The 20,225-nt window shown below is 42.4% G+C and carries 18 protein-coding genes; 8 read left to right on the top strand and 10 right to left on the bottom strand.

Annotated features, from left to right (window positions below):
* Nucleotides 1-24: 24 nt before the first annotated feature.
* Complete coding sequence (nagB-II, locus tag AX660_RS04575) at nt 25-1,023, bottom strand: glucosamine-6-phosphate deaminase NagB-II (protein ID WP_068373184.1); 999 nt, start codon at nt 1,021-1,023, stop codon at nt 25-27.
* A 9-nt stretch (nt 1,024-1,032) separates the two neighbouring features.
* Nucleotides 1,033-1,914 (bottom strand): BadF/BadG/BcrA/BcrD ATPase family protein, encoded by an 882-nt coding sequence (locus tag AX660_RS04570; RefSeq protein WP_068373181.1) that lies wholly within the window; start codon nt 1,912-1,914, stop codon nt 1,033-1,035.
* A 395-nt stretch (nt 1,915-2,309) separates the two neighbouring features.
* On the opposite strand from AX660_RS04570, the gene AX660_RS04565 reads away from it, so the two are divergent.
* Nucleotides 2,310-3,818 (top strand): tryptophan halogenase family protein, encoded by a 1,509-nt coding sequence (locus AX660_RS04565; protein WP_068373178.1) that lies wholly within the window; start codon nt 2,310-2,312, stop codon nt 3,816-3,818.
* On the opposite strand, the gene AX660_RS04560 is transcribed toward AX660_RS04565, so the two are convergent.
* The 4 genes from AX660_RS04560 to AX660_RS04545 form a co-directional block, all read right to left on the bottom strand.
* Nucleotides 3,813-5,339, bottom strand: coding sequence for a tryptophan halogenase family protein (locus AX660_RS04560; RefSeq protein ID WP_068373175.1), 1,527 nt, complete (start codon nt 5,337-5,339; stop codon nt 3,813-3,815). The two genes, AX660_RS04565 and AX660_RS04560, sit on opposite strands and share 6 nt — an antisense overlap.
* Nucleotides 5,340-5,378: 39 nt before the next feature.
* The gene (locus AX660_RS04555; RefSeq protein WP_068373172.1) at nt 5,379-6,899 is read right to left on the bottom strand and encodes a tryptophan halogenase family protein; all 1,521 of its coding nucleotides are present in this window, start codon (nt 6,897-6,899) and stop codon (nt 5,379-5,381) included.
* A 168-nt stretch (nt 6,900-7,067) separates the two neighbouring features.
* Nucleotides 7,068-10,124: a TonB-dependent receptor gene (locus AX660_RS04550; protein ID WP_068373169.1), complete on the bottom strand. Its 3,057-nt coding sequence runs from the start codon at nt 10,122-10,124 to the stop codon at nt 7,068-7,070.
* A 273-nt stretch (nt 10,125-10,397) separates the two neighbouring features.
* Nucleotides 10,398-11,261, bottom strand: coding sequence for a YicC/YloC family endoribonuclease (locus tag AX660_RS04545; protein WP_068373166.1), 864 nt, complete (start codon nt 11,259-11,261; stop codon nt 10,398-10,400).
* 175 nt (nt 11,262-11,436) lie between these two features.
* On the opposite strand from AX660_RS04545, the gene rph reads away from it, so the two are divergent.
* The 3 genes from rph (at nt 11,437) to tusA (ending at nt 13,117) form a co-directional block, all read left to right on the top strand.
* Nucleotides 11,437-12,150, top strand: a complete 714-nt coding sequence (gene rph / locus AX660_RS04540) for a ribonuclease PH (RefSeq protein ID WP_068373163.1) — start codon at nt 11,437-11,439, stop codon at nt 12,148-12,150.
* Nucleotides 12,151-12,214: 64 nt separating this feature from the next.
* Nucleotides 12,215-12,856: an orotate phosphoribosyltransferase gene (gene pyrE / locus AX660_RS04535; RefSeq protein ID WP_068373160.1), complete on the top strand. Its 642-nt coding sequence runs from the start codon at nt 12,215-12,217 to the stop codon at nt 12,854-12,856.
* 12 nt (nt 12,857-12,868) lie between these two features.
* Nucleotides 12,869-13,117, top strand: coding sequence for a sulfurtransferase TusA (tusA, locus tag AX660_RS04530; protein ID WP_068375189.1), 249 nt, complete (start codon nt 12,869-12,871; stop codon nt 13,115-13,117).
* A 273-nt stretch (nt 13,118-13,390) separates the two neighbouring features.
* Here the strand turns inward: tusA and AX660_RS04525 are convergent, their stop codons facing one another.
* From AX660_RS04525 to AX660_RS04515, 3 genes are all read right to left on the bottom strand, one after another.
* Nucleotides 13,391-13,840: a hypothetical protein gene (locus tag AX660_RS04525; protein ID WP_068373157.1), complete on the bottom strand. Its 450-nt coding sequence runs from the start codon at nt 13,838-13,840 to the stop codon at nt 13,391-13,393.
* A gap of 91 nt (nt 13,841-13,931) precedes the next feature.
* A complete protein-coding gene (locus AX660_RS04520) occupies nt 13,932-14,495 on the bottom strand; it encodes a DUF1285 domain-containing protein (protein ID WP_082768736.1) in 564 nt (187 codons plus the stop codon).
* Nucleotides 14,495-15,316, bottom strand: coding sequence for a DUF3014 domain-containing protein (locus tag AX660_RS04515; protein WP_068373154.1), 822 nt, complete (start codon nt 15,314-15,316; stop codon nt 14,495-14,497). The genes AX660_RS04520 and AX660_RS04515 overlap by 1 nt, the downstream gene beginning before the upstream one ends.
* Nucleotides 15,317-15,542: 226 nt before the next feature.
* On the opposite strand from AX660_RS04515, the gene AX660_RS04510 reads away from it, so the two are divergent.
* Together AX660_RS04510 and AX660_RS04505 are read left to right on the top strand one after the other, a co-directional pair.
* Nucleotides 15,543-16,781, top strand: coding sequence for a sterol desaturase family protein (locus AX660_RS04510; RefSeq protein ID WP_068373151.1), 1,239 nt, complete (start codon nt 15,543-15,545; stop codon nt 16,779-16,781).
* A gap of 27 nt (nt 16,782-16,808) precedes the next feature.
* Nucleotides 16,809-17,276 (top strand): CreA family protein, encoded by a 468-nt coding sequence (locus AX660_RS04505; protein ID WP_068373148.1) that lies wholly within the window; start codon nt 16,809-16,811, stop codon nt 17,274-17,276.
* A 36-nt stretch (nt 17,277-17,312) separates the two neighbouring features.
* Here AX660_RS04505 and AX660_RS23160 read toward each other — a convergent pair whose 3' ends face one another.
* Nucleotides 17,313-17,450 (bottom strand): hypothetical protein, encoded by a 138-nt coding sequence (locus AX660_RS23160; RefSeq protein WP_157884304.1) that lies wholly within the window; start codon nt 17,448-17,450, stop codon nt 17,313-17,315.
* A 344-nt stretch (nt 17,451-17,794) separates the two neighbouring features.
* Between AX660_RS23160 and proB the strand changes: the two genes are divergently transcribed.
* Both proB and AX660_RS04495 read left to right on the top strand, forming a co-directional pair.
* Nucleotides 17,795-18,889 (top strand): glutamate 5-kinase, encoded by a 1,095-nt coding sequence (gene proB / locus AX660_RS04500; RefSeq protein WP_068373145.1) that lies wholly within the window; start codon nt 17,795-17,797, stop codon nt 18,887-18,889.
* Nucleotides 18,890-18,963: 74 nt separating this feature from the next.
* Entirely contained in the window at nt 18,964-20,214 is a 1,251-nt protein-coding gene (locus AX660_RS04495; RefSeq protein WP_068373142.1) for a glutamate-5-semialdehyde dehydrogenase, read from the top strand.
* The last annotated feature ends 11 nt before the right edge of the window (nt 20,215-20,225 follow it).

Here is a 20,225-nt window from a genome sequence, read left to right as displayed (position 1 = left end):
TTTAATCACTTTTGCGTACTTGCTTTACAAAGTTTGAGTTACTTTTTTAAGCCCAGCAGGTTTGTCTGGGTCAAAGCCCATACTAAGGGCTATTTGTTCAACATCTAGATAAAAACGCTGCAAAATGGCTAAGGGCATACATCGTTTATGTAAGCCTGCAATATTGGAGCTTAACTGAATTAGCTGTGCTCCACGACTGGCTACATCTTTTATCATTAAGTTATGGGCATCGGTGGTTTCATCAGCCACAAAAACATCAACAATTGCCAAACGTTTTTCCACTAAGGTTACCGGACCATGTAAAAATTCAGCGCTGCTAAAAGCCTCGGCGTGCACTGCACAGACTTCTTTAAGTTTTAAGGCAATTTCGCGGCTAATAGCGTAACCAAAACCACGGCCAAGCACGACACAATGGGCTAGTTTAGCCACAAACTCACTGTTTAGTTGTTGTGGTTGTTTAATTACTTGCGCCAAAGCGTCAGGCAAAGCGACTAAAGCTTGTTTCAATTCGGTATCATTCTTCCAATAAGCAACCAATTGTAAAATAGCGCTTAAGGTTGCGAGATAGCTCTTGGTTGCTGCAACAGCTAATTCCTGTCCAGCCAATAATGGTAAGACTACGTCAGCAAGTTCAGCTAAAGGAGAGGTCGTATCGTTAACTAAAGCGACAGTTAAAGCGCCAGATGCTTTGGCCGAATTAGCTTGAGCTAGAATGTCATGACTGCGACCAGACTGGGAGATAATTAATACTAAGGCTTTATTCAATTTTAAATTTTGTTTAAAAATACTATTAACCGAAGGTGCCGATGAACTCACCGGTATGCCCATTTCGACTTCAATCAAATACTTAGCAAACACGCCAGCATGATCTGAAGAACCACGCCCTACGATATAAACTAATGCAGGATTAAACTCGCGGATTTTTGTCGCTAGGTTTTCACATATAGTCGCATTATTGAGTAATTGCTGAGCGATAACGCTGGGGGCTTGAGCTGCCTCTTGGGCCATAATACTGCTAGTCATTTTAGATTCTCACTGTGTTAAATTAGTTTTTGCTAACAAAATTGCACCGGCTTCAGGTGGTAATTTTGCATCACTTAGAATGGCTCGAACATCAGGAGCCAACCATGGAATTAATAAACTTGAAATACCGCCAATAATAGATATACGGGATGACGCCTGCTGCATTAAACATCTTGCTAACTGGCTGATATAGTTAGCACCATCACTTACTAATGTTATTGCTGCAGGTTGTTTATCTGTGGCCAAATTAAGTACTAGTGGAGCGAGTTGGGCAAAAAAAGCCGGTTTAGCATTAATGCTCATAGTGACTAGATCATAAGCCGTTTTACATTGCAAAACGTCTAATACACTTTGGGACAAAATGCATGGCGTTATAATGCCATCTAAAGCTTCAAGGCTATGAGTAACGGCCATTTTCCCTAACCAAGCACCGCTGCCTTTATCGCCGACTACAAAGCCATGACCGCCTATTTCAATACACTTGTTATTCACTATTGATGCGCCAGAGGACCCTGTCCCCGTAATGATAATGGCGCCATCTTCACCACTATGAGCACCTAAACAGGCGATATGTAAATCAGTGCTAATAACCTGACTCGCAAAGGGGTGTTTACGCGCCAGTAGCTCTTCTTTAACGTGAGGGAGATTTACACCCGCTAAGCCAATACCGGCATGGATTTGAGCATAAGAAATATTAAGATCGGCCACTTGACTAAGCAACATGTCGCAGGCCATATAGATGGAATGTAAGGTGCCATCGAGGTCCCGCGCGGCGTTTGCCGGACCTGCGATAGCCTCGACTAATAAAGTACCATTAGCATCTTCCAGACGGGCTTTACATTTAGTTCCACCGCCATCTATGCCAATAAAAAACTGTTGCTGAGCAGTCACTCACATCACTCCTGCATGTTGTAACAATAATATTTACTATTTTTGTCTGTATGTCATACAGTCTAACAATTAAATGACAGCGTTGTCATTACTTTTTTTAAGTAACAATGACTTAATTTTGTTGTGCCACTTAGTTAATGAAATCACTGCCTCTGCTGACTTTGAGCATTTTATTGTTTGTAGGTGTTTAAAAACACTGACACCGTTGTCATTATAAGTGGCCAAGTTATACTGCATCAGATCGATTTACTGTTTAAACACTTACATTTTTAATGTAGGTTTGTCGTTATCTAAATAAAACTGAAGTGGATAAAGTGTAGCGATAAAAGCTGATTTTATGATTATAAATCATATCGCTAAACTCACTTATTCACGTAAATTAGGAATACTACTGCATGCCACAATCCATAAAAAATATCGTCATTGTTGGTGGTGGCACAGCTGGATGGATGGCGGCAGCAAGTCTGGCTAAATATGCACAAGGTAAAAACCTGTCAGTGTGTTTAATTGAGTCCTCTCAAATCGGCACGGTTGGAGTAGGTGAGGCCACTATCCCTAACATTGTTGAGTTTAATCGCCAACTGGGTATTGATGAACAAGAACTCATCAAAGCGACTCAAGCTACCTTTAAACTTGGTATTCAGTTTGAAAATTGGCAGCAACAAGGCACACAATTTTTTCATCCTTTTGCTGATTTTGGACTGACAATAGACAATGTTGAATTCCATCAATACATTAACCGTCTCGTTGCTAACGGCGCTCAGTACAAGCTAGAAGACTATAGTTTTGCTTGTGTAATGGCAAAAAAAGGTAAATTTGCACAACCCCATCCCAATCCACCTTCGCCCTTAGCGGATTATTCCTACGCCTATCATTTTGATGCCAGTCTGTATGCTAAATATTTAAACAAGTTCTCTGTCAATTTAGGCGTAGTACATATAGATGCAAAAATTGAGCAGGTTAATTTGCAGTCTTGCAACGGCTTTATTAAGTCAGTCAGTTTGCAGGATGGCCGCGAGATTTCCGGCGATTTGTTTATCGACTGCTCGGGTTTTCAGGGTTTATTAATTGAACAAGCCCTGCATACTGGCTACGAAGATTGGAGCAAATGGTTGTTTTGTGACAGTGCGTACGCACTGCAAACCGAGCGAACAGGCGAGATTAACCCTTTTACGCGCTCGATAGCGCGCGAAGCAGGTTGGCAATGGGCTATTCCGCTACAGCATCGTATGGGTAACGGTTATATCTATAGCAGCCAATTTCAAGACGATGCCGATGCAAAAAATACTCTCCTCGCTAACGTCACTGGCAAGCCCTTAAATGAGCCGCGTAAACTGAGTTTCACACCCGGCCGGCGTAAACAGATATGGAACAAAAACTGTTTTGCCATCGGCCTTGCTAGTGGGTTTTTAGAGCCTCTTGAAAGTACTAGTATTTCCTTGGTGCAAACGGCTATTGCGAAATTACTGAGCTTTTTTCCGGATACTGAATTTAATCCTGCCGACATTGCCGAAGTGAACCGATTACACAACCGTGAGATGGAAAACATTCGAGATTTTTTAATCTTGCACTACAAACTATCCCAACGTAGTGACAGCGAGTTTTGGCGTCAATGTCAGGCAATGGAAATCCCTGACGCCCTCGCCCATAAAATGGCGCTCTATGAAAGTCGCGGGCATATCGTATTGTTGGATAATGAATCTTTTCAGTCTGCGAGCTGGTTGGCCATGTATAACGGCTTCAATTTTAAAGCTCGCCGTTACGACCCTCGAGCCGATGTCGTCACCTTAGCTGTACTCGAACAAAAGCTCGCTCAGATGCGTAACAACCTTGATGGAATTGCGAGTCAAAGCTTGAGTCACCAACAGTTTATTACTATGCACTGTCAGGCAGAGCCTTTATAACTTATTACTTGGTTTAGGTGCAGGGCAGTATTGCTGCAAAAATGCCTGATGTGTTGGCTGTTGTTGCACACATTGCATAATTGCTTGATGTCCGCGCTGTAGCGATACGTGGAGTTTGCCATAATCGAGGGCATCAAGGGTTGGATTGTAACGCTGCGGTTGCACGCCCATACCAGTGAAAATCGAGTACCAACTGTTGGGTTGAAATAACTCTTCTACCCCCGGAATTAAGCCTCCTGCCACAGAGAAAAACGCCAATTTTTGCTGCAAATTTGTTGGAATCGGCATGCTGGCACAGTGGCGCCAAAAAGGTGTATCGCTGCGCTGCGTAGTACAATAATGTAATACTAAAAAGTCTCGTATCTCTTGATAATCAAGTAATACACGGCGATTAAACTCATCAATCTGAATGGGATCTTGTTGGTTATCTGGAAACATGCGCACAAATAAAGCCAAGGTTTTTGAGACTAAATGAATCGCCGTTGATTCTAATGGCTCTAAAAATCCTTGAGCTAAGCCTAGAGCTAAACAGTTTCTATTCCACGGTTTTTTGCGAATTCCCGTTACAAAAGGGATCACCCTTGGCTCGGTTAATGTCGGACCCTCTACCGCACTTAGTAAAGTATCAATAGCCTCTTGGTCTGTGCAATATTTGTCACAATAGACATAACCATTTCCCGTACGATGTTGCAAAGGTATGCGCCATGTCCAGCCCGCATCACGCGCAGTAGCCACTGTATAAGGCGGTGGCGGCCCTACATTTTCTGTCTGTACAGTGACAGCTCGATTACAGGGTAGATACTCTGACCAATTTTCGTAACCCGACTTTAACGTTTGCTCAATTAACAAGCCCTGAAAACCTGAACAATCAATAAAAAAATCGCCAGTTAACACGTGGCCTGAGACTAAGCTTACGCTGTTGATATCACCACAGGGTTTACATTCAACTCGTTCAACCTTGCCCTCGATGCGAGTAACACCCAAGTTTTCAGCAAAGCGACGTAAATATTGTCCGACGAGAGCAGAATCAAGATGCAGCGCATATTGGGCATTGGCTAAAGGGGTATTCATGGCATTAAACGGCAAAAAAAAGCGCCCGTTTTCTGACAGCATTGCCTCAGGCGAGTGGGCCATTAAGGGCGTTGTATCACCTTCTGCTTGGGTTTTTAACCAACACTGATAAAAATCGTGACCGTCTATGCTGCGGCCAATGCTGCCAAAGGGATGAAAAAAGGCCTCGCCTTTTTGCCGCCAATCTTCAAATTTTATGCCCCATTTAAAGCTCGCTTGAGTGGCTTGTATAAAGTCAACTTCATCAATCCCTAAACTTTTAATGGCTGCCAAAAAAGGGGGGATGGTTGCTTCGCCCACACCGATAATGCCGATCTCTTCAGACTCCACTAGTTCAATCTTTAAGTCTGAATTTTTAAATATATTGCCAAGTGTTGCGGCAGCGATCCAACCCGCAGTGCCGCCACCAACAATGACTATTTTTTTTATGGGATCTTGAGTGGGTTGCATCACTTACATCCAAGCAGCCGTAGGATAAACATATTCACTTTAGTCTTTACTCGCATAAGCACAAAAACGGCTTAAAAACTCTACATGGGTGGGTACAGCATCGACCATTTTATTAATGCTAGCGCGCATGTTAGCTAAATTATTCAATAAATAATCGTTAGGCATATTATCAACTTGAGCAGAGTATGTTTCAGGCAAATAATCAAAACCAGCATAAATGGCTAACCAACTATCTGGGCCAAAAATCTCCCAAGGTTTGCGTTCAAGCGAACCCACTGCTTTAAAGATCTGCATTTTTTCTTGTAGCGAATCAGGTACAGACATCGCACGGCAATCCCGCCACATGGCCGAATCGCTGCGTTGATTAGCCTTATAATGCAAAATAATAAAGTCTCGCACTCGTTCGTATTCGCAAGCTGTCACCGTATTAAAACGTTCCACTTCATTTTGACTGTACTGCGCAGTGGGGAAAGACAAGATGATTTTTTCAATGGCGGTTTCGACTAAAGCGATACTGGTACTTTCGAGAGGCTCTAAAAATCCCGCTGCTAATCCCACAGCAATGCAATTTTTTTCCCAGGCTTTTTTGCGACGTCCTGGCGTAAACGAAAACTGCCGCGGTGTATGTAAAGCTTCGCCGGGTAAATGCTGGATCAGCGTTTGTAAGGCAGCTTCATCGCTCATATAACGACTACTATAAACGTGGCCATTACCAGTACGATGCTGCAAAGGGATTTGCCATTGCCAGCCTGCGCTGTGTGCCTTAGCAATTGTACGTGGGATAGGATTGGCAGTTGACTCAGTTTGCACCGCAAAAGCGCGGTCACAATACAACCACTCACTCCAGTCCTCATAGCCACACTTTAAGGTTTTATCAATTAACAAACCTGCAAAACCTGAGCAGTCAATAAACAAATCACCCGCGATACTTTGCCCATTCTCTAGCTGCAAACTGGCAATATTGCCATTATCTGGCAGGCATATTACTTCGGTTATTTTGCTGTCGACCAATCCAACTTGGTTTTTAAGCGCGTAGTTGCGCATCAGTTCGGCAAACAATCCGGCATCAAAATGCAAAGCCCAATCAAAGATTTGTAAGTTGGATTCGGGGGAGGGTGAGGGGAAACAAAACTTATTTTTTTGGGCTAAGTTAATGCCCAAAGAATAAGCGGCTAATTCACTGTTTTGGCCTAGTTGTCGTGTTTTGAGCCAATAATGATGAAAAGGTGTGTCTTTAACCGGTACGCCAAATAAACCAAAAGGGTGAATAAACGAACTACCTAGTGAATGCCAATCTTGAAACTCTATGCCTAGTTTACAGGTAGCATTAGTGGCGCGGATCACATCGATATCACTAAAGCCAAGTTTGGCGTAAAAACGTCTTAAGGTAGGGATCGTCGCTTCACCCACGCCAACCGTACCTAATTGAGATGATTCCACTAAGGTGATATTAACCGGCATGTGTTGAAAATGTTGGCTTAGCGCTGCGGCTGTCATCCAGCCTGCTGTGCCCCCTCCTACTATGACGATGGATGATATTTGTTGGTTAGATTTTGTCATTGAGTACGTAATCAACCTTATTTTTTGAATAGTGTTTATGCTAACTAAAATTTAACAGAGATACTGTTAAAAATACGGTAATCAATTTTACATCTAAAAAAAATCCGCCACACAAGTGCGGCGGATCGAAAGTAGTTAAGCTAAGCCTAACCAGTCACACAAAAGACCTTAAAAACTTACACGAGTACCTAGAGTCCAACGCGCTTCGTATTCATTTTGAAACGCTTTTTGGTCAGGGAATTCTAAATAAGTCTGTTGAATTTCTTTGGTTATGTTTGAACCGTTAATGTAAACACTAACGTTGTCGTTAACCGTATAGTTGAAGCTTAAATCAAGTTGCGAATAATCATCTTGATACAAAGACTGACCGCCTACGGCTGCGCCACCTTGAGTAATTAAACGTGGACTACGTGAGTTCCAAGCCAAACGAGCAGAAAAGTCTTCTTGTTCGTACCATACAACAAAGTTATACACATCTTTAGACATACCAACGAAGGGCAAGTCATCGCCTTTAACGTCTTTAGCTTCTTGCGAGCTGCTGCTGTATGTGTAGTTAGCATCAACACCTAAGTTAGCTAAGAAGTTAACATCAGTTAAATCGCTAAACGCTAATTTAGTGCCCACTTCAAAACCAGAAACATCACCACCTTCACCTTGTACTTGTGTAGTGAAAGGCCATGGACCACGACGGATACCATCTGGATCTGGCTCATCAACCATAATCGTTCCACTTTGAGTAAAGCTTTCGATATCGATTTTATAAGTAGAAACATAGGCCATTGTTGCCTCACCTACGTACCATTCGGCACTCAATGAGAAGTTATCTGAACGCCAAGGATTTAAACCTGGGTTACCTGACAAGTTACCACTATTAACACGTAAGCAGTTACAGTCACCTTCGATAGACATACCTACGGTTTTACCACCACCCCACGCTGCTAAGTTAAGAGCTTGCATGTTTTTAGAGTAAGCACCACGTAAAATGACGTCTTCACTGGCTTTAACTGCCACGTTTAATGAGGGCAAATAATCAGTATAAGAACGCTCAGTCACCGTATCACCAGTATCTGGACCTAAACCAGAGTGAGGTAAGTTAGCACCTACAGTGTTTTGTTTAACATAAAGGTCGGTATCGACTACCTTCATGCCAAAGTTACCGCTGACAATGCCAAACTCAAAGTTTGCTTGTGCAAAGGCAGTCACTTCGTTCAATTGCACGTCATAAGTCGCGCCACCGTTTTCAGTACGAGCCACATTACCAAAGGTATCTAGATGCCATTGACGTGGGTCACGGAAGTTTTCAGGGTCGATAGACCACACTCCAGGAATACCGCTTACGCCACCAAAGTTAGTTTGCCAAGACACCGTAGTATGTTCGTCTAAACGGGTAGGAGGTAATAAGGTGTAAGGCATCCAAGTACCAGCAGCAATAGTTGCGCCATCAAACTCAGTATCTACAGCTAAATACTCACCAGCAGCAGGATTGCCTTCACAACCGGCGGTATTGATATATTGGTCAACGGCTTTCCACTGAGCTATATCACAGCCATCACCAAACTCAGATGTATAGGTAAATTGGTCGTGGTCAACTAGACGTTCACTAGAACGAATACCAAAATCAACGCTGGTTATAAATTCGCTATCATCAAGTTGATAATTCCACTTTGTGCTGAAAGTATTGATTTCACCTGTGTCGTCAGTATTGCCTTCAGAAGAAAAAGCACCGATATGGTAAGAATCTAAGTCAGCCATATAAGCGGCAACAGAACGAGAACCTTTGCCACCATCAACCATCTGATCAAAACCACTGAATACCGGATGGGCACCTGAAGCGTCATAAGACAGGATAAATTGATCTTGAATTCCACCTGGCGCAAACTGCGCAAAACAGCCGCCATTAGCGCCCACAATGGCTTCTCCATTGGTACAATTTTCACCTTGTGAAAATTGGCCAGGGCCTGTTACCAAGGTGCCTGAATCGATGCTTAGCATGTCGCCTTCGCCATAACCATGACGCATAGTGGCTGTAGCTTTAGCACGAGTCATACGTACTTGACCGGTTAAAGCGCCGCCATTGTCATAATCTAACTGCAAATTGAAGTTTCTAGACTTTTCCTCATTAATGTTAACCTGAGTAAAAGACTGCATACGCCAAGATGTCATATCAAAAGCATTGACTCCACCCCACTGAGCACCATCAGCATCAGTAAAGGTATCACCTGTCCAGCCATTAGCAGTTGGGTAGGCGTAGTCATTGAATGTATACCAACGGTTGTTTTGTGAAAAACCACGACGGTTATTAAAACGTTCTTGGTCCGTGTAAAAATAATCAGCGGTTAACGTAAAACCTTCACCTAAATCTGCTTGAGCAGAAAATTGGAAAGCATTACGTTTGCGTTCTTCTGCTTTGTTGAAAGCAGCGAATCCTTGAGGAACAACGTGGCGTACTTCTTCACCACGAGGATTTGGTCCCCATGTAAAGTTATTGTTAGCCGCACCGATACCACCGTTTTCTGAAGTATCAAAATAACCGTTATAATCTGTGGCTAGGTTTACTTCCGTTTTTACTGCAGCAAATAAAACGCCCCATTTTTCAGCGTTATAGCTGATTAAACCGTTTAAAGTAGGGTCAGTTTCTTTACTGATTGAACCTTGAGTAACTTCAGCGCCGCCAGATAAAGTCAAACCTTCATCTAAGTCAAAGGGACGACGAGTTTTAAGATCAATAGAGCCTGAGATACCTGCTGCAGAATGTTTTGCTTCTGCAGATTTAAATACATCAACACCAGCAAATAACTGTGAAGGAAGATCACCGTAGTCAGCGCCAGAAGAATCAATTGTGGTAGCGCTAAGGAATACTTCACCGTTCATGGTGGTATCAACTTGTGGCAAACCACGAATTGCGACAGGACCACCTTCACCAGCAGTACGCTCAATCTGGATACCAGAAATACGTTGTAATGAATCAGCAATAGTAATGTCTGGTAATTTGCCGATATCTTCTGCTGCGATACCATCTACTTGAGACGTAGCAAAACGTTTAGCGTTGATACTGGCTACCGAACTACCACGAATACCACTAATTTGAATGACTTCAACAGCGCTTTCATCGGTTTGTGTTTCTTGTGCATAGGCGTTGCCAAAAGAAACTGAACCAACTGCAGTACCAACTACGCAGGCGAGTTTAATTCCTCGTGTAATTTTATTAATTCTGGACGTTTTCATAGTGTTCCCCGTGTCTATACTGACAGCGTTGTCATTTTGATTAGAAAATAATAGTTACGTAACCTATAGGGTTCATATTTTGAACAATACGGGCTAGAAACTAATTATAATTAAAATGACAACGCAGCATCTTTTGAACTTAGAATTGGTGACAGCGTTGTCATCAATCGATAAAGTACAATAACATAAAGCAATAATCAATAATAATTACAACTTTATAACAATTTTGGTTAAAAACGTCGGTAAGTAGTTGTACTTAGTGGTTTACGGCCATTATTCAATATTCGCGATCTGTTCTCTCATCTGTTCAATTAAGACTTTTAACTCAACAGCTGATTGGGTGATCTCAATATTGATGGATTTAGAGCCTAGGGTATTAGACTCACGATTAAACTCTTGCATCATAAAATCTAAACGACGCCCGACAGCACCGCCTTTTTTAAGGATATTACGAGTTTCGCCAACGTGGGATTTGAGGCGATCTAATTCTTCGGCTACATCAACTTTTTGCGCCAGCATGATCATTTCTTGCTCGATGCGTGTGGGATCTAAATCAATTTTGGCTTCTTCAAAACGATTAAGAATTTTCTCTTTTTGCCATTTGATGACTTCAGGCATGTGGACAATAACTTTTTCAACTTCGTGGCTGATGGCATCCAAACGTTGGGTGATTAAGTCTTTTAAATTGTTACCTTCGGTGGCACGACAAGTCATAAAGTCTTTTAAACTTAAGTCAAATTCGGCCAAAACCTCAGCTTGAATGGCATCCATATCGGCCTCTTCTGCAGAAATAACCCCTGGCCAACGTAGAACATCTAATGGGTTTACCCCTGTTGATTGGCCGTGTGATTGCACCCAATCTGCGGCATGCATGATTTGTTTAGCTAAAGCTTCGTTCAAGCTCAGCTTGCCAACCGCGGCTTCATTGGTCACAAACCGCAGCGAACATTCAACCTTACCACGCTGTAAGCTGGTACGAAAACGCTCACGTAATACCGGCTCCATACTTTTAAATTGTTCGGGTAATCTAAAGTAAGTTTCCAGAAAACGTTGGTTAACAGAGCGAATTTCCCATACTGCGGTACCCCAATCGGCTTTGCGTTCACGACGGGCAAAGGCTGTCATACTGTAAATCATGCATTTCTTCCTGCGGTTTTAGTCCTGCCATTATAACTATGTAGGATTAATGCGCGAGAAGGAAAACCTCCAAATCGCAGGTTTTGGCAACAAGCAAAACAATACAAGGCAAAAACTCACCCACTAAACGAGGTTTATGGTTATAATTCTGCCTCTTATTTTAATGGAGTTAAACATGCGTCCAAGCGGCAGAACAGCAAGCCAGATCCGTCCCGTTACTATTACCCGTCATTATACTTGTCATGCTGAAGGCTCAGTGTTGATTGAGTTTGGCAATACCAAAGTATTGTGCAATGCCTCGGTCACTGAAGGGGTACCGCGTTTTATGAAGGGCCAAGGTAAAGGCTGGGTTACTGCAGAATACAGTATGTTGCCCCGCGCTACTCACACTCGTTCTGAGCGTGAAGCCGCTAGAGGTAAACAAGGTGGACGTACTCTTGAAATTCAACGTTTGATTGCTCGCTCTCTTCGCGCGGCGGTTGACTTAAAAATGCTCGGTGAAAACACCATAGTTGTAGATTGTGATGTTATTCAAGCTGATGGTGGTACTCGTACCGCTTCAATTACCGGAGCCTGTGTGGCCTTAGCCGATGCACTAACTTGGATGCGCGCTAAAGGCATTATCAAAACCAATCCGATAAAACATATGATTGCCGCCTTATCAGTAGGCATTTATAAAGGCAATGCCATTGCTGATCTTGAATACATTGAAGATTCTGCGGCAGAAACAGATATGAACATCGTTATGACAGATACCGGTAAATTGATCGAAGTACAAGGTACTGCGGAAGCAGAACCTTTTAGCTTTGAAGAATTGCAAGATATGTTGGAACTAGCAAAACACGGTTTACGTGAATTGTTTGATGAGCAAAAACTAGCATTAAACTAATAAGTTCCATGATTGAATAGCTACATAAACGAATAGAGACAAAAATACCGCAGTAGGAGTTGGGATGTACGATTATCAGCGCGAATTTATTGAATTTGCTTTGGCGCGCAATGTATTAAAGTTTGGGCAGTTTACCCTTAAATCAGGGCGCACTAGCCCCTATTTTTTTAATGCCGGTTTATTTAATACCGGTGGTGACTTGGCCAAATTAGGCCAGTTTTATGCTCAAGCTCTGCAGCGTTCTGCTATTGAATATGACGTATTATTTGGCCCTGCCTATAAAGGCATTCCGATTGCGACCACCACTGCTGTCGCCCTAGCCGATAAACATGGGGTAGATAAACCTTATTGTTTTAATCGCAAAGAAGCCAAAACCCACGGCGAAGGCGGTAATTTAGTGGGTAGCCCACTGGCAGGTAAAATTATGTTAGTGGATGATGTGATTACTGCTGGTACGGCGATCCGCGAATCTATGCAATTAATAGCAGCCAACAATGCTCAGTTAGCGGGAGTCTTGATCGCCCTTGACCGTCAAGAACGTGGGCAAGGTGAATTGTCTGCAATCCAAGAAGTAGAGCGGGATTTTAATACTAAAGTGGTTAGCATAATCAGTTTAGGTGAGCTGATAAATTACCTAACTGATCGTGATGACATGGCCGAACATCTGGCCAACATAAAACAATATCGCGCAACTTACGGGATATAACACCGAGTGTCAGTGACCACAGATGCATTTGAGCAAACAGATCATCAACTAAATGCTTTAGGCTTGCGCTGTCCTGAGCCAGTAATGATGGTGCGTTTGAAAATTCGTGAAATGGACATTGGTGAAACGTTGTTAGTCACCGCAGATGACCACTCTACCACGCGTGACATACCAAGTTTTTGCCGTTTTATGGATCATCAGTTGGTTGCGAGTGATGCGGTGCAAAGCCCCTATCGTTATGTCATTAAAAAAGGTCGCTAAGCGACCTTTTTTGATTGGCCTTGACGCTTAATCAAAAATACAAACAACACACATATGAGCGGCACAGTGGAGTTATCAAAACCTGACCGACTGTAATAAGAGTTTCAGTAGTGCGTTTTTATCTTGCCGATTTTGGCAGTGTAGATCTTCAGCACACAATTTGTGCTGTTCCAGTAATTTAGCTAAAACAGATGTGCGTATCTGAATTTCAATAAAATTTTCCTGTTCGTTTTTAATCGGGGAAAAATTCGACATGAGCTCAAGCAATCTGCATCAATGACTCAAACGTGAGTCGTTGCTGTTCAAGTAAAGGTCTTGTTTAAACTGCTCACCTCTTGCCAATGCTTTGATACAGTCCCTGATGCAGTCCTGAATTACTGGTTGTTGGTAACACAGGGTATGTTCTGGCACTAATCTTTGCTGGGCATTACGCAATACTTCACTGCTGTTGGCGTGCTCCCCCGCTTTATGCCAAGTGTCGGCCAATAAAATGGCACAAGAAGTGAAATTAATTACGCATGTGGCTTTATCTCTGGCTTGTAAAGTCAAGACTATTTCTGCTGTTTCATAAGCACAGCCCACGTAAGGCAAAGCTTGTTGCCATAAACCTTGTTCGCGGTACCACTGCCCAGTGTCTTGAGTATCGGCAAAATGGGCATTAGCGGCAGCAGGATTACTCTGTAACCACTGCCTGTGATTGGCGCATAAAAAACGGTGTGTCATTATAATTCTCCTTGATTAAAATCAAGTTAATACAAATGAGAATTATTATCAACAACTATGGTGGTTTATTTTTCACCACTTTTAAAACGTATTAGCCACAACGACCTAAGCTAAAATTCTGGTCTGCACTGGTGACCATCAAATGAGGCTCCCCCTTTATCAATTGTTCAGAACCTAATTCTGCCAGCTGATAAAATACGTTTTGATGTAATCTTGCCCATAAATTACGACGCACCAAGGCATAAGGTAATAGGTCACCTGTCACTTTATCAAGCATGAGTTGAATGGGATTTTGACTACTAACAACAAAACTATCGTCAAGGTTAGTGGTAAAGATGAGATCTTGTTGTTTTTGTTGCCATTGGGTAATTAAAAATGGGGAATCAACAACCTGAATCCCCACTTTTTCTACCGGCGTTAATAGAAAATATTGTTCGGCCTCACGTTTTAATACGCTGGCAAACAATTTCACTAAGGCAATCCGTCCAATGGGAGTGCCCATATAATGCCAACTGCCATCATGTTTAATGATGAGGTCAATATCACCGCAAAATGGCGGATCCCAGCTTTCAATGGGTGGTAAAGCGTTTTTGTGCTGAGCCCCTTTTGGCTGCGGTATCGCGCCTTGTAGTTTATTTAAATCAAAGTTGGCCATTACAAGGCCTCTTTAATCTCTCTTAACTTAGCTTTAATACGGCGCATATTCTCCGGCCCAGTGCGTAACAACTGTTTTTGTGGCGCAGACAAAGACTCAAGCTGCGGATCAGCAAACTTAAACATAACGCTATCTGTATACACTTCTACTGGCATGGGGATTTCAGGTGTATCTAACAAAATATCGATAGCCTGTTTTAGTTTTCCATTAAAAGTAGCGGAAGGGCTACTGATTTCGGCAAAAATATCATCAATAGCGGGTTTATATTCTGCATACAGTTGCAACAAAGACTGGGTTTCGAGCGAAGCAAGCACGTCAACATAAGGGCTATAACGTTTGAAACTTGCAGGATCTATCCATTGTTTATCTGCTTGTTGATAAGTACGAAAAGGTTTATCTAGCGGCACCAAGACTCGGTTATTACCTGATATTTCTTCTTCGGCGAGATTATTGGTCATCACCACAAAACGTTCTAACAAGGCATCATCAATGATAAGACGGGCAAAAGAGTCGTAATCTGATAACTGTAATAGTTTGGTTTTGACCGTACCATCGCTAGTATCTAAAGGTTGTGGTGCAACTTCGGGTATAGGTTGAGGCTTAGCCTCTGTATTATTTTCAGTCTCATCTAACAGGGTGGTTTCAAGCGGCTCATCAATAATCGGCTCTACCGTTTCAGGTACAACCATTGGTGGAACCTCCGCTACCACTGACAGTGGTTCTGGCTCTGAAGGCCAAAAGATAAGAGCTGCGAGCACAACCAGCACAACAGCCCCAATCGTAAAATGCGGTACTAAAGACTTATTGTTTTCTTCGCTCATAACAACTCCTTGCAAAATTAACTAGAGCCAAATTGAAACCTTAGCCTACTTAAAATCTGGCTAAAATGATATGGCAAGTTATTAAAGGTTTGGTTCCCTACTAAAAAATTTATGTCACATAAGAGATTTAATAGGCAATTCTGGATCTTATATGTCACGAAGAATAGACTGCTATCTGACAGCAAAGATTGGTTTAAGGTTCTGGCAACAGAAACTAGGTGTATCCATGAGTTTAATTTTATATGCAATACCCTTATTTTTTATACTGATAGCAATAGAATTAGTATTAGAGAAAGTTCGAAAAACCGACTATTACCGTACTAATGATGCCATCAATAGTTTGAGTGCCGGTGTACTTAGCCGCATGATTGACATTGTTAAAGCGCTGATCCCCTTAACACTCTATGTATTTATCCATGAAAATTTTGCCCTTTTTCAACTCGCTGACTCGGCCTTAGTTTGGATAATTGCTTTTGTTTTATACGATTTTTGTTATTACTGGAATCATCGTTTAGGCCATGAAATGAGCCTTTTGTGGGCAGCCCATGTCGTGCACCACTCAAGTGAAGAATACAACCTCACCACGGCTTTACGTCAATCAAGCAGTAGTATTTTTAGTTGGGTGTTTTACTTGCCACTGGCCTTGTTAGGCATTGACCCGCTTGTGTTGATTTCGGTGGGCTCACTGAATTTAATTTATCAATTTTGGGTGCATACTCGACATGTAAGCAAACTTGGTTGGTTTGAATGGATATTTGTCAGCCCCTCGAATCATCGAGTGCATCATGCCCAAAACCGTATATACATAGACCGCAATTATGGTGGTGTGTTTATTATTTGGGATAGGTTGTTTGGATCGTTTCAAGAAGAACTTGATGAAGAGCCTGTGATTTTTGGCCTGCGTACATCATTAAAAAGTTGGAATCCACTTTATGCTAACGTTCAGGTTTATAAGCAGCTTTGTTTGGATAGCTGGCATACCAAAAACTGGGGCGATAAATGTCGGGTATGGTTGGGTCGCACTGGCTGGCGCCCTAGCGATGTTACAGAGACTCACCCGATAACAAAAACGGATTTAACCCAGTTTGAAAAATTTGATATTCCTTTAACAACAAGTAGCAAGTTGTATTGTTTGCTACAACATAGCTTAACCACTTTTATCGCTTTGTTATTGATGCTTAATATTAATAATTTGCTTATTTACCAACAAGTCGCTTTGGTGTTATGGGTACTTTATGCCAGCTACAGCACTGGTACAATGCTTGAAAAACGTAGTTTCGCACCTTGGTTGGAATGGCTTAAACACTTAAGTCTATTAGCAGCTATGCTATTTTTGTCATTACCTACTTGGCTAGATTACAGTCTTTTAGTCGCGCTAATTGCAAGTGGATTAGGGCTATTATTACTGCACAAAGCTTCAAAGCAAGTACTAGAAGTAGCAGAAAACAGTATCGAGACCATCTAAATCTCGACTATAACGGAGAACATAATCATGCAAAAAATGCTATTAGTACTGGGAGTTTCACTCATGCTTAGCGCTTGTGATAACAATGAAGTAGGTGATATTTCCCTAGGTTTATTTACCACTCAGGATATTAAACTCAATATATTAGTTGATCCCATTGTTACTGGCGTAACCTGCCACGTGGCCAGTATCGAAGCAGATTTAAGTTTTTCCGATCCCTCTGACAGTTCGATTGCGTGTCGGCAAACCGGTGAAATTACCGCTGAGATGATAAGTGCAATTGATATGTCGCAAGCTGGTGAGGTGGTCTTTAAAAAGTCAAAAAGCGTATTTTTTAAGAATATGAAGATTAGACGAATCTTTGATCCCCGTTCACAAACCTTGATGTATGTGTCTTATTCTACCAAAGAAACTTCAGGTAGCTTTAAACATAGTTTATCGACAGTCCCTTTATGGGGTACCAAGGCTTATAAACAGCCTGTTGAAACCCACTAACTCCTTGATAGCTAACAAGGAGTTACAAGATGAATGTTAAGTATTAAAGGTGACTTTAAGTAACTTTACCGAATCGCTAAAGGTCAGGGTTTGTAGATCGCCCTTGCCTTCGATATTGATGGTATTGACTTGCAAGGGCCTGATATCGCGCAGGGCATAGTTACGCACTACCATATTGGCTAATTTGGCGGGTTACTCGGTTTCTTGATAAACCCAGAAAAACTTGCGTTTGCTTCGTACCCAACCATTTTTAATGGTAAAGGCTGGTTATCACCGCTAAACAAATAAAAACCTTGGTTAAGGTAATCACTAAACTGAGTTTGAGTCTCTCTTCAATCCAGAATATCCGTGTCTTTACCAAAGATTCCGCTTTTGGTATGCAACCACAAAGATATCTTAGATATGGTAAAATCGACCAAGTTAAACCCATAAAATACGCCATAGCTTATAACTACAAAGGCTTGTGAAATAAACGGATTGTCGTAATCTCATGCAGGTTGAAAATTCAGGAGAGAGTAATGGCTGGCTTTGTGTGGAAACGTGCTGTAATTAAAGTAGGAAGCAGTTTGATTGCGCCAGACAATCAATGCAGCACCTTATATTTAAGCGCTATTGCAAAATTTATTTGCAGCAGTCGCCAACAAGGTAAAGAAGTCATTTTAGTCTCGTCGGGCAGTGTGGCTGCCGGCCGCAGTAAAATCGCCCATAAACATCGCCCTTCTATCGCTGAAAAGCAGGCCATGGCCGCGATTGGACAAACTCACATGATGGCCAACTGGGCCTCTCTTTTTGACTTTGATTGTGCACAAATATTGCTCACTGCCGACGATTTACATAACCGCACTCGGTACGTTAATATTAAGAATACCCTGCGAGAACTCTTGAAAAACAAGGCTTTGCCCATAGTTAATGAGAACGATACTGTGGCAACAGCCGAGCTAAAAGTTGGCGATAATGATAACCTAGCAGCTTATACGGCTTTAGTTGCACAAGCTGACACGCTGATAATTTGTTCGGATATTGATGGTTTATTTGATGCCGATCCACGCACTAACCCACAAGCTAAGTTGATCAGTGAGGTGCGCGAAATTACGCCGCAAATTCATCAGTTGGCTGGTGGCGCAGGTAGTGCAGTCGGTACTGGTGGCATGCAAACCAAAATTCAGGCCGCTGAAAAATGTGTAAAAAGTGGCATTCAAACACTCATCGTGAATGGTCGTGATGCTAAGGTATTTGATAGTTTAGCCGCAGGCCAATTAACCGGAACCCTTTTTGTTCCCACTGAAAACCGTGAACGTGCCCGAGATGCTTGGCTTAAACATAGTTTAAAAACCAAGGGCAGTATCATTATCGATGAAGGGGCCAAACGGGCCTTGTTAGAAAAAGGCGCTTCGCTGTTACCCTCAGGAATCACGGCTGTGGCAGGTAACTTTGTGGCTGGCGAAGCGGTTAATATTGAGTGCAATCAAACAGTGATTGCCAAGGGACTGGTATTATACAACGCCAGTGATTTAGTCAGTATTAAAGGTCTTAAAAGCAATTTAATTGAGGCAACTCTGGGTTATTCGGTCGGTGAAGCCGCCGTACACCGCGATGATTTAGTGTTGCTCTAAGAGACAAAGACGTAAACAGTTTTTGTCTCACCAATCGATCCTGTTTTATACAAGATCAAATATAAGGAATATCTATGTCATTTTCTATTTCTCAGGCTGCCGCTCAAGCGCAAAAAGCAGCCCGTCAAGTCGCCAATCTTTCTTCCGTGCAAAAAAACACGCTGCTGACTGACATCGCCAATTCACTCTTAGAACAGACTCCCAGCATACTTGCAGCCAACAAAATAGACCTGGATGAGGGTAAAAAGAATGGCTTAGATGCAGCGATGTTAGATCGCTTAAGTCTTGATCCACAAAGCATTAAAGGCATAGCCAATGCGGTCTTAGAAATCGCCGCACAAGTTGATCCAGTCGGTTCTATCTCTAATATTCAGCGTATGGCCAGTGGTATTCAAGTTGGCAAAATGCGTATCCCTTTGGGCGTCATCGCGATGATTTATGAGTCACGTCCTAATGTGACTATCGATGCTGCAGCCCTGTGTTTAAAAGCCGGAAATGCAGTGATCTTACGTGGTGGCAAAGAGGCACTGCATTCTAATTTAGCTTTATCTGAATCCATTAAACTGGCGCTTAAAAAACACAATATCGACCCAGCTGCTGTTGTAGTAGTGCCTGATACCGACCGTAAAGTGATGAACGAGTTGATGACACTTAATCAATATGTCGACTTGATTATCCCTCGTGGTGGCGAAGGTTTAATTCGTTTTGTTAGTGAAAACAGCCGTATTCCTGTGATCCAACATTTTAAAGGCGTGTGCCATTTATATGTGGACAGTGCCGCAGACGAAACTAAAGCCCTAAACTTGTTAGAAAATGGCAAAACCCAGCGCACCAGTGCCTGTAATTCTCTGGAAACCTTGTTAGTCCATAAAGACATTGCTGCAACTTATTTACCTAAAGCCGCCGCTTTACTAGCAAAACACCAAGTCAAAATACATGCTTGTGAACAAAGTATTGGCTATTTTGAAAACGCCACTGCCGCCACAGAAGACGATTGGCATGCAGAATACCTTGCGATGGAAATAGCCATCCGCGTGGTAGACGATTATGAACAAGCGGTTGAGCATATTGAAAATTATGGCTCTGGTCATACCGAAGTGATCGCTACTCAGGATTATTCAAAAGCGCAGGCGTTTATCCGCCGCATCAATTCAGCCGTGGTCATGGCTAATGCCTCTTCGCGTTTTTCTGATGGTGGTGAGTTAGGCCTTGGCGCTGAAATTGGTATTTCTACCAGCAAACTGCATGCTTATGGGCCTATGGGGGCTGAATCATTGACCACTGAGAAGTTTATTGTCTTGGGTGAAGGTGAAGTACGCAGTTAAGTTAGGCTAAG

It is taken from the genome of Paraglaciecola hydrolytica, from assembly GCF_001565895.1.
Lineage (GTDB): Bacteria > Pseudomonadota > Gammaproteobacteria > Enterobacterales > Alteromonadaceae > Paraglaciecola > Paraglaciecola hydrolytica.
The sequence above is the reverse complement of the archived record's forward strand: the minus strand, read 5'-3'. Positions and strand labels throughout refer to the sequence as shown.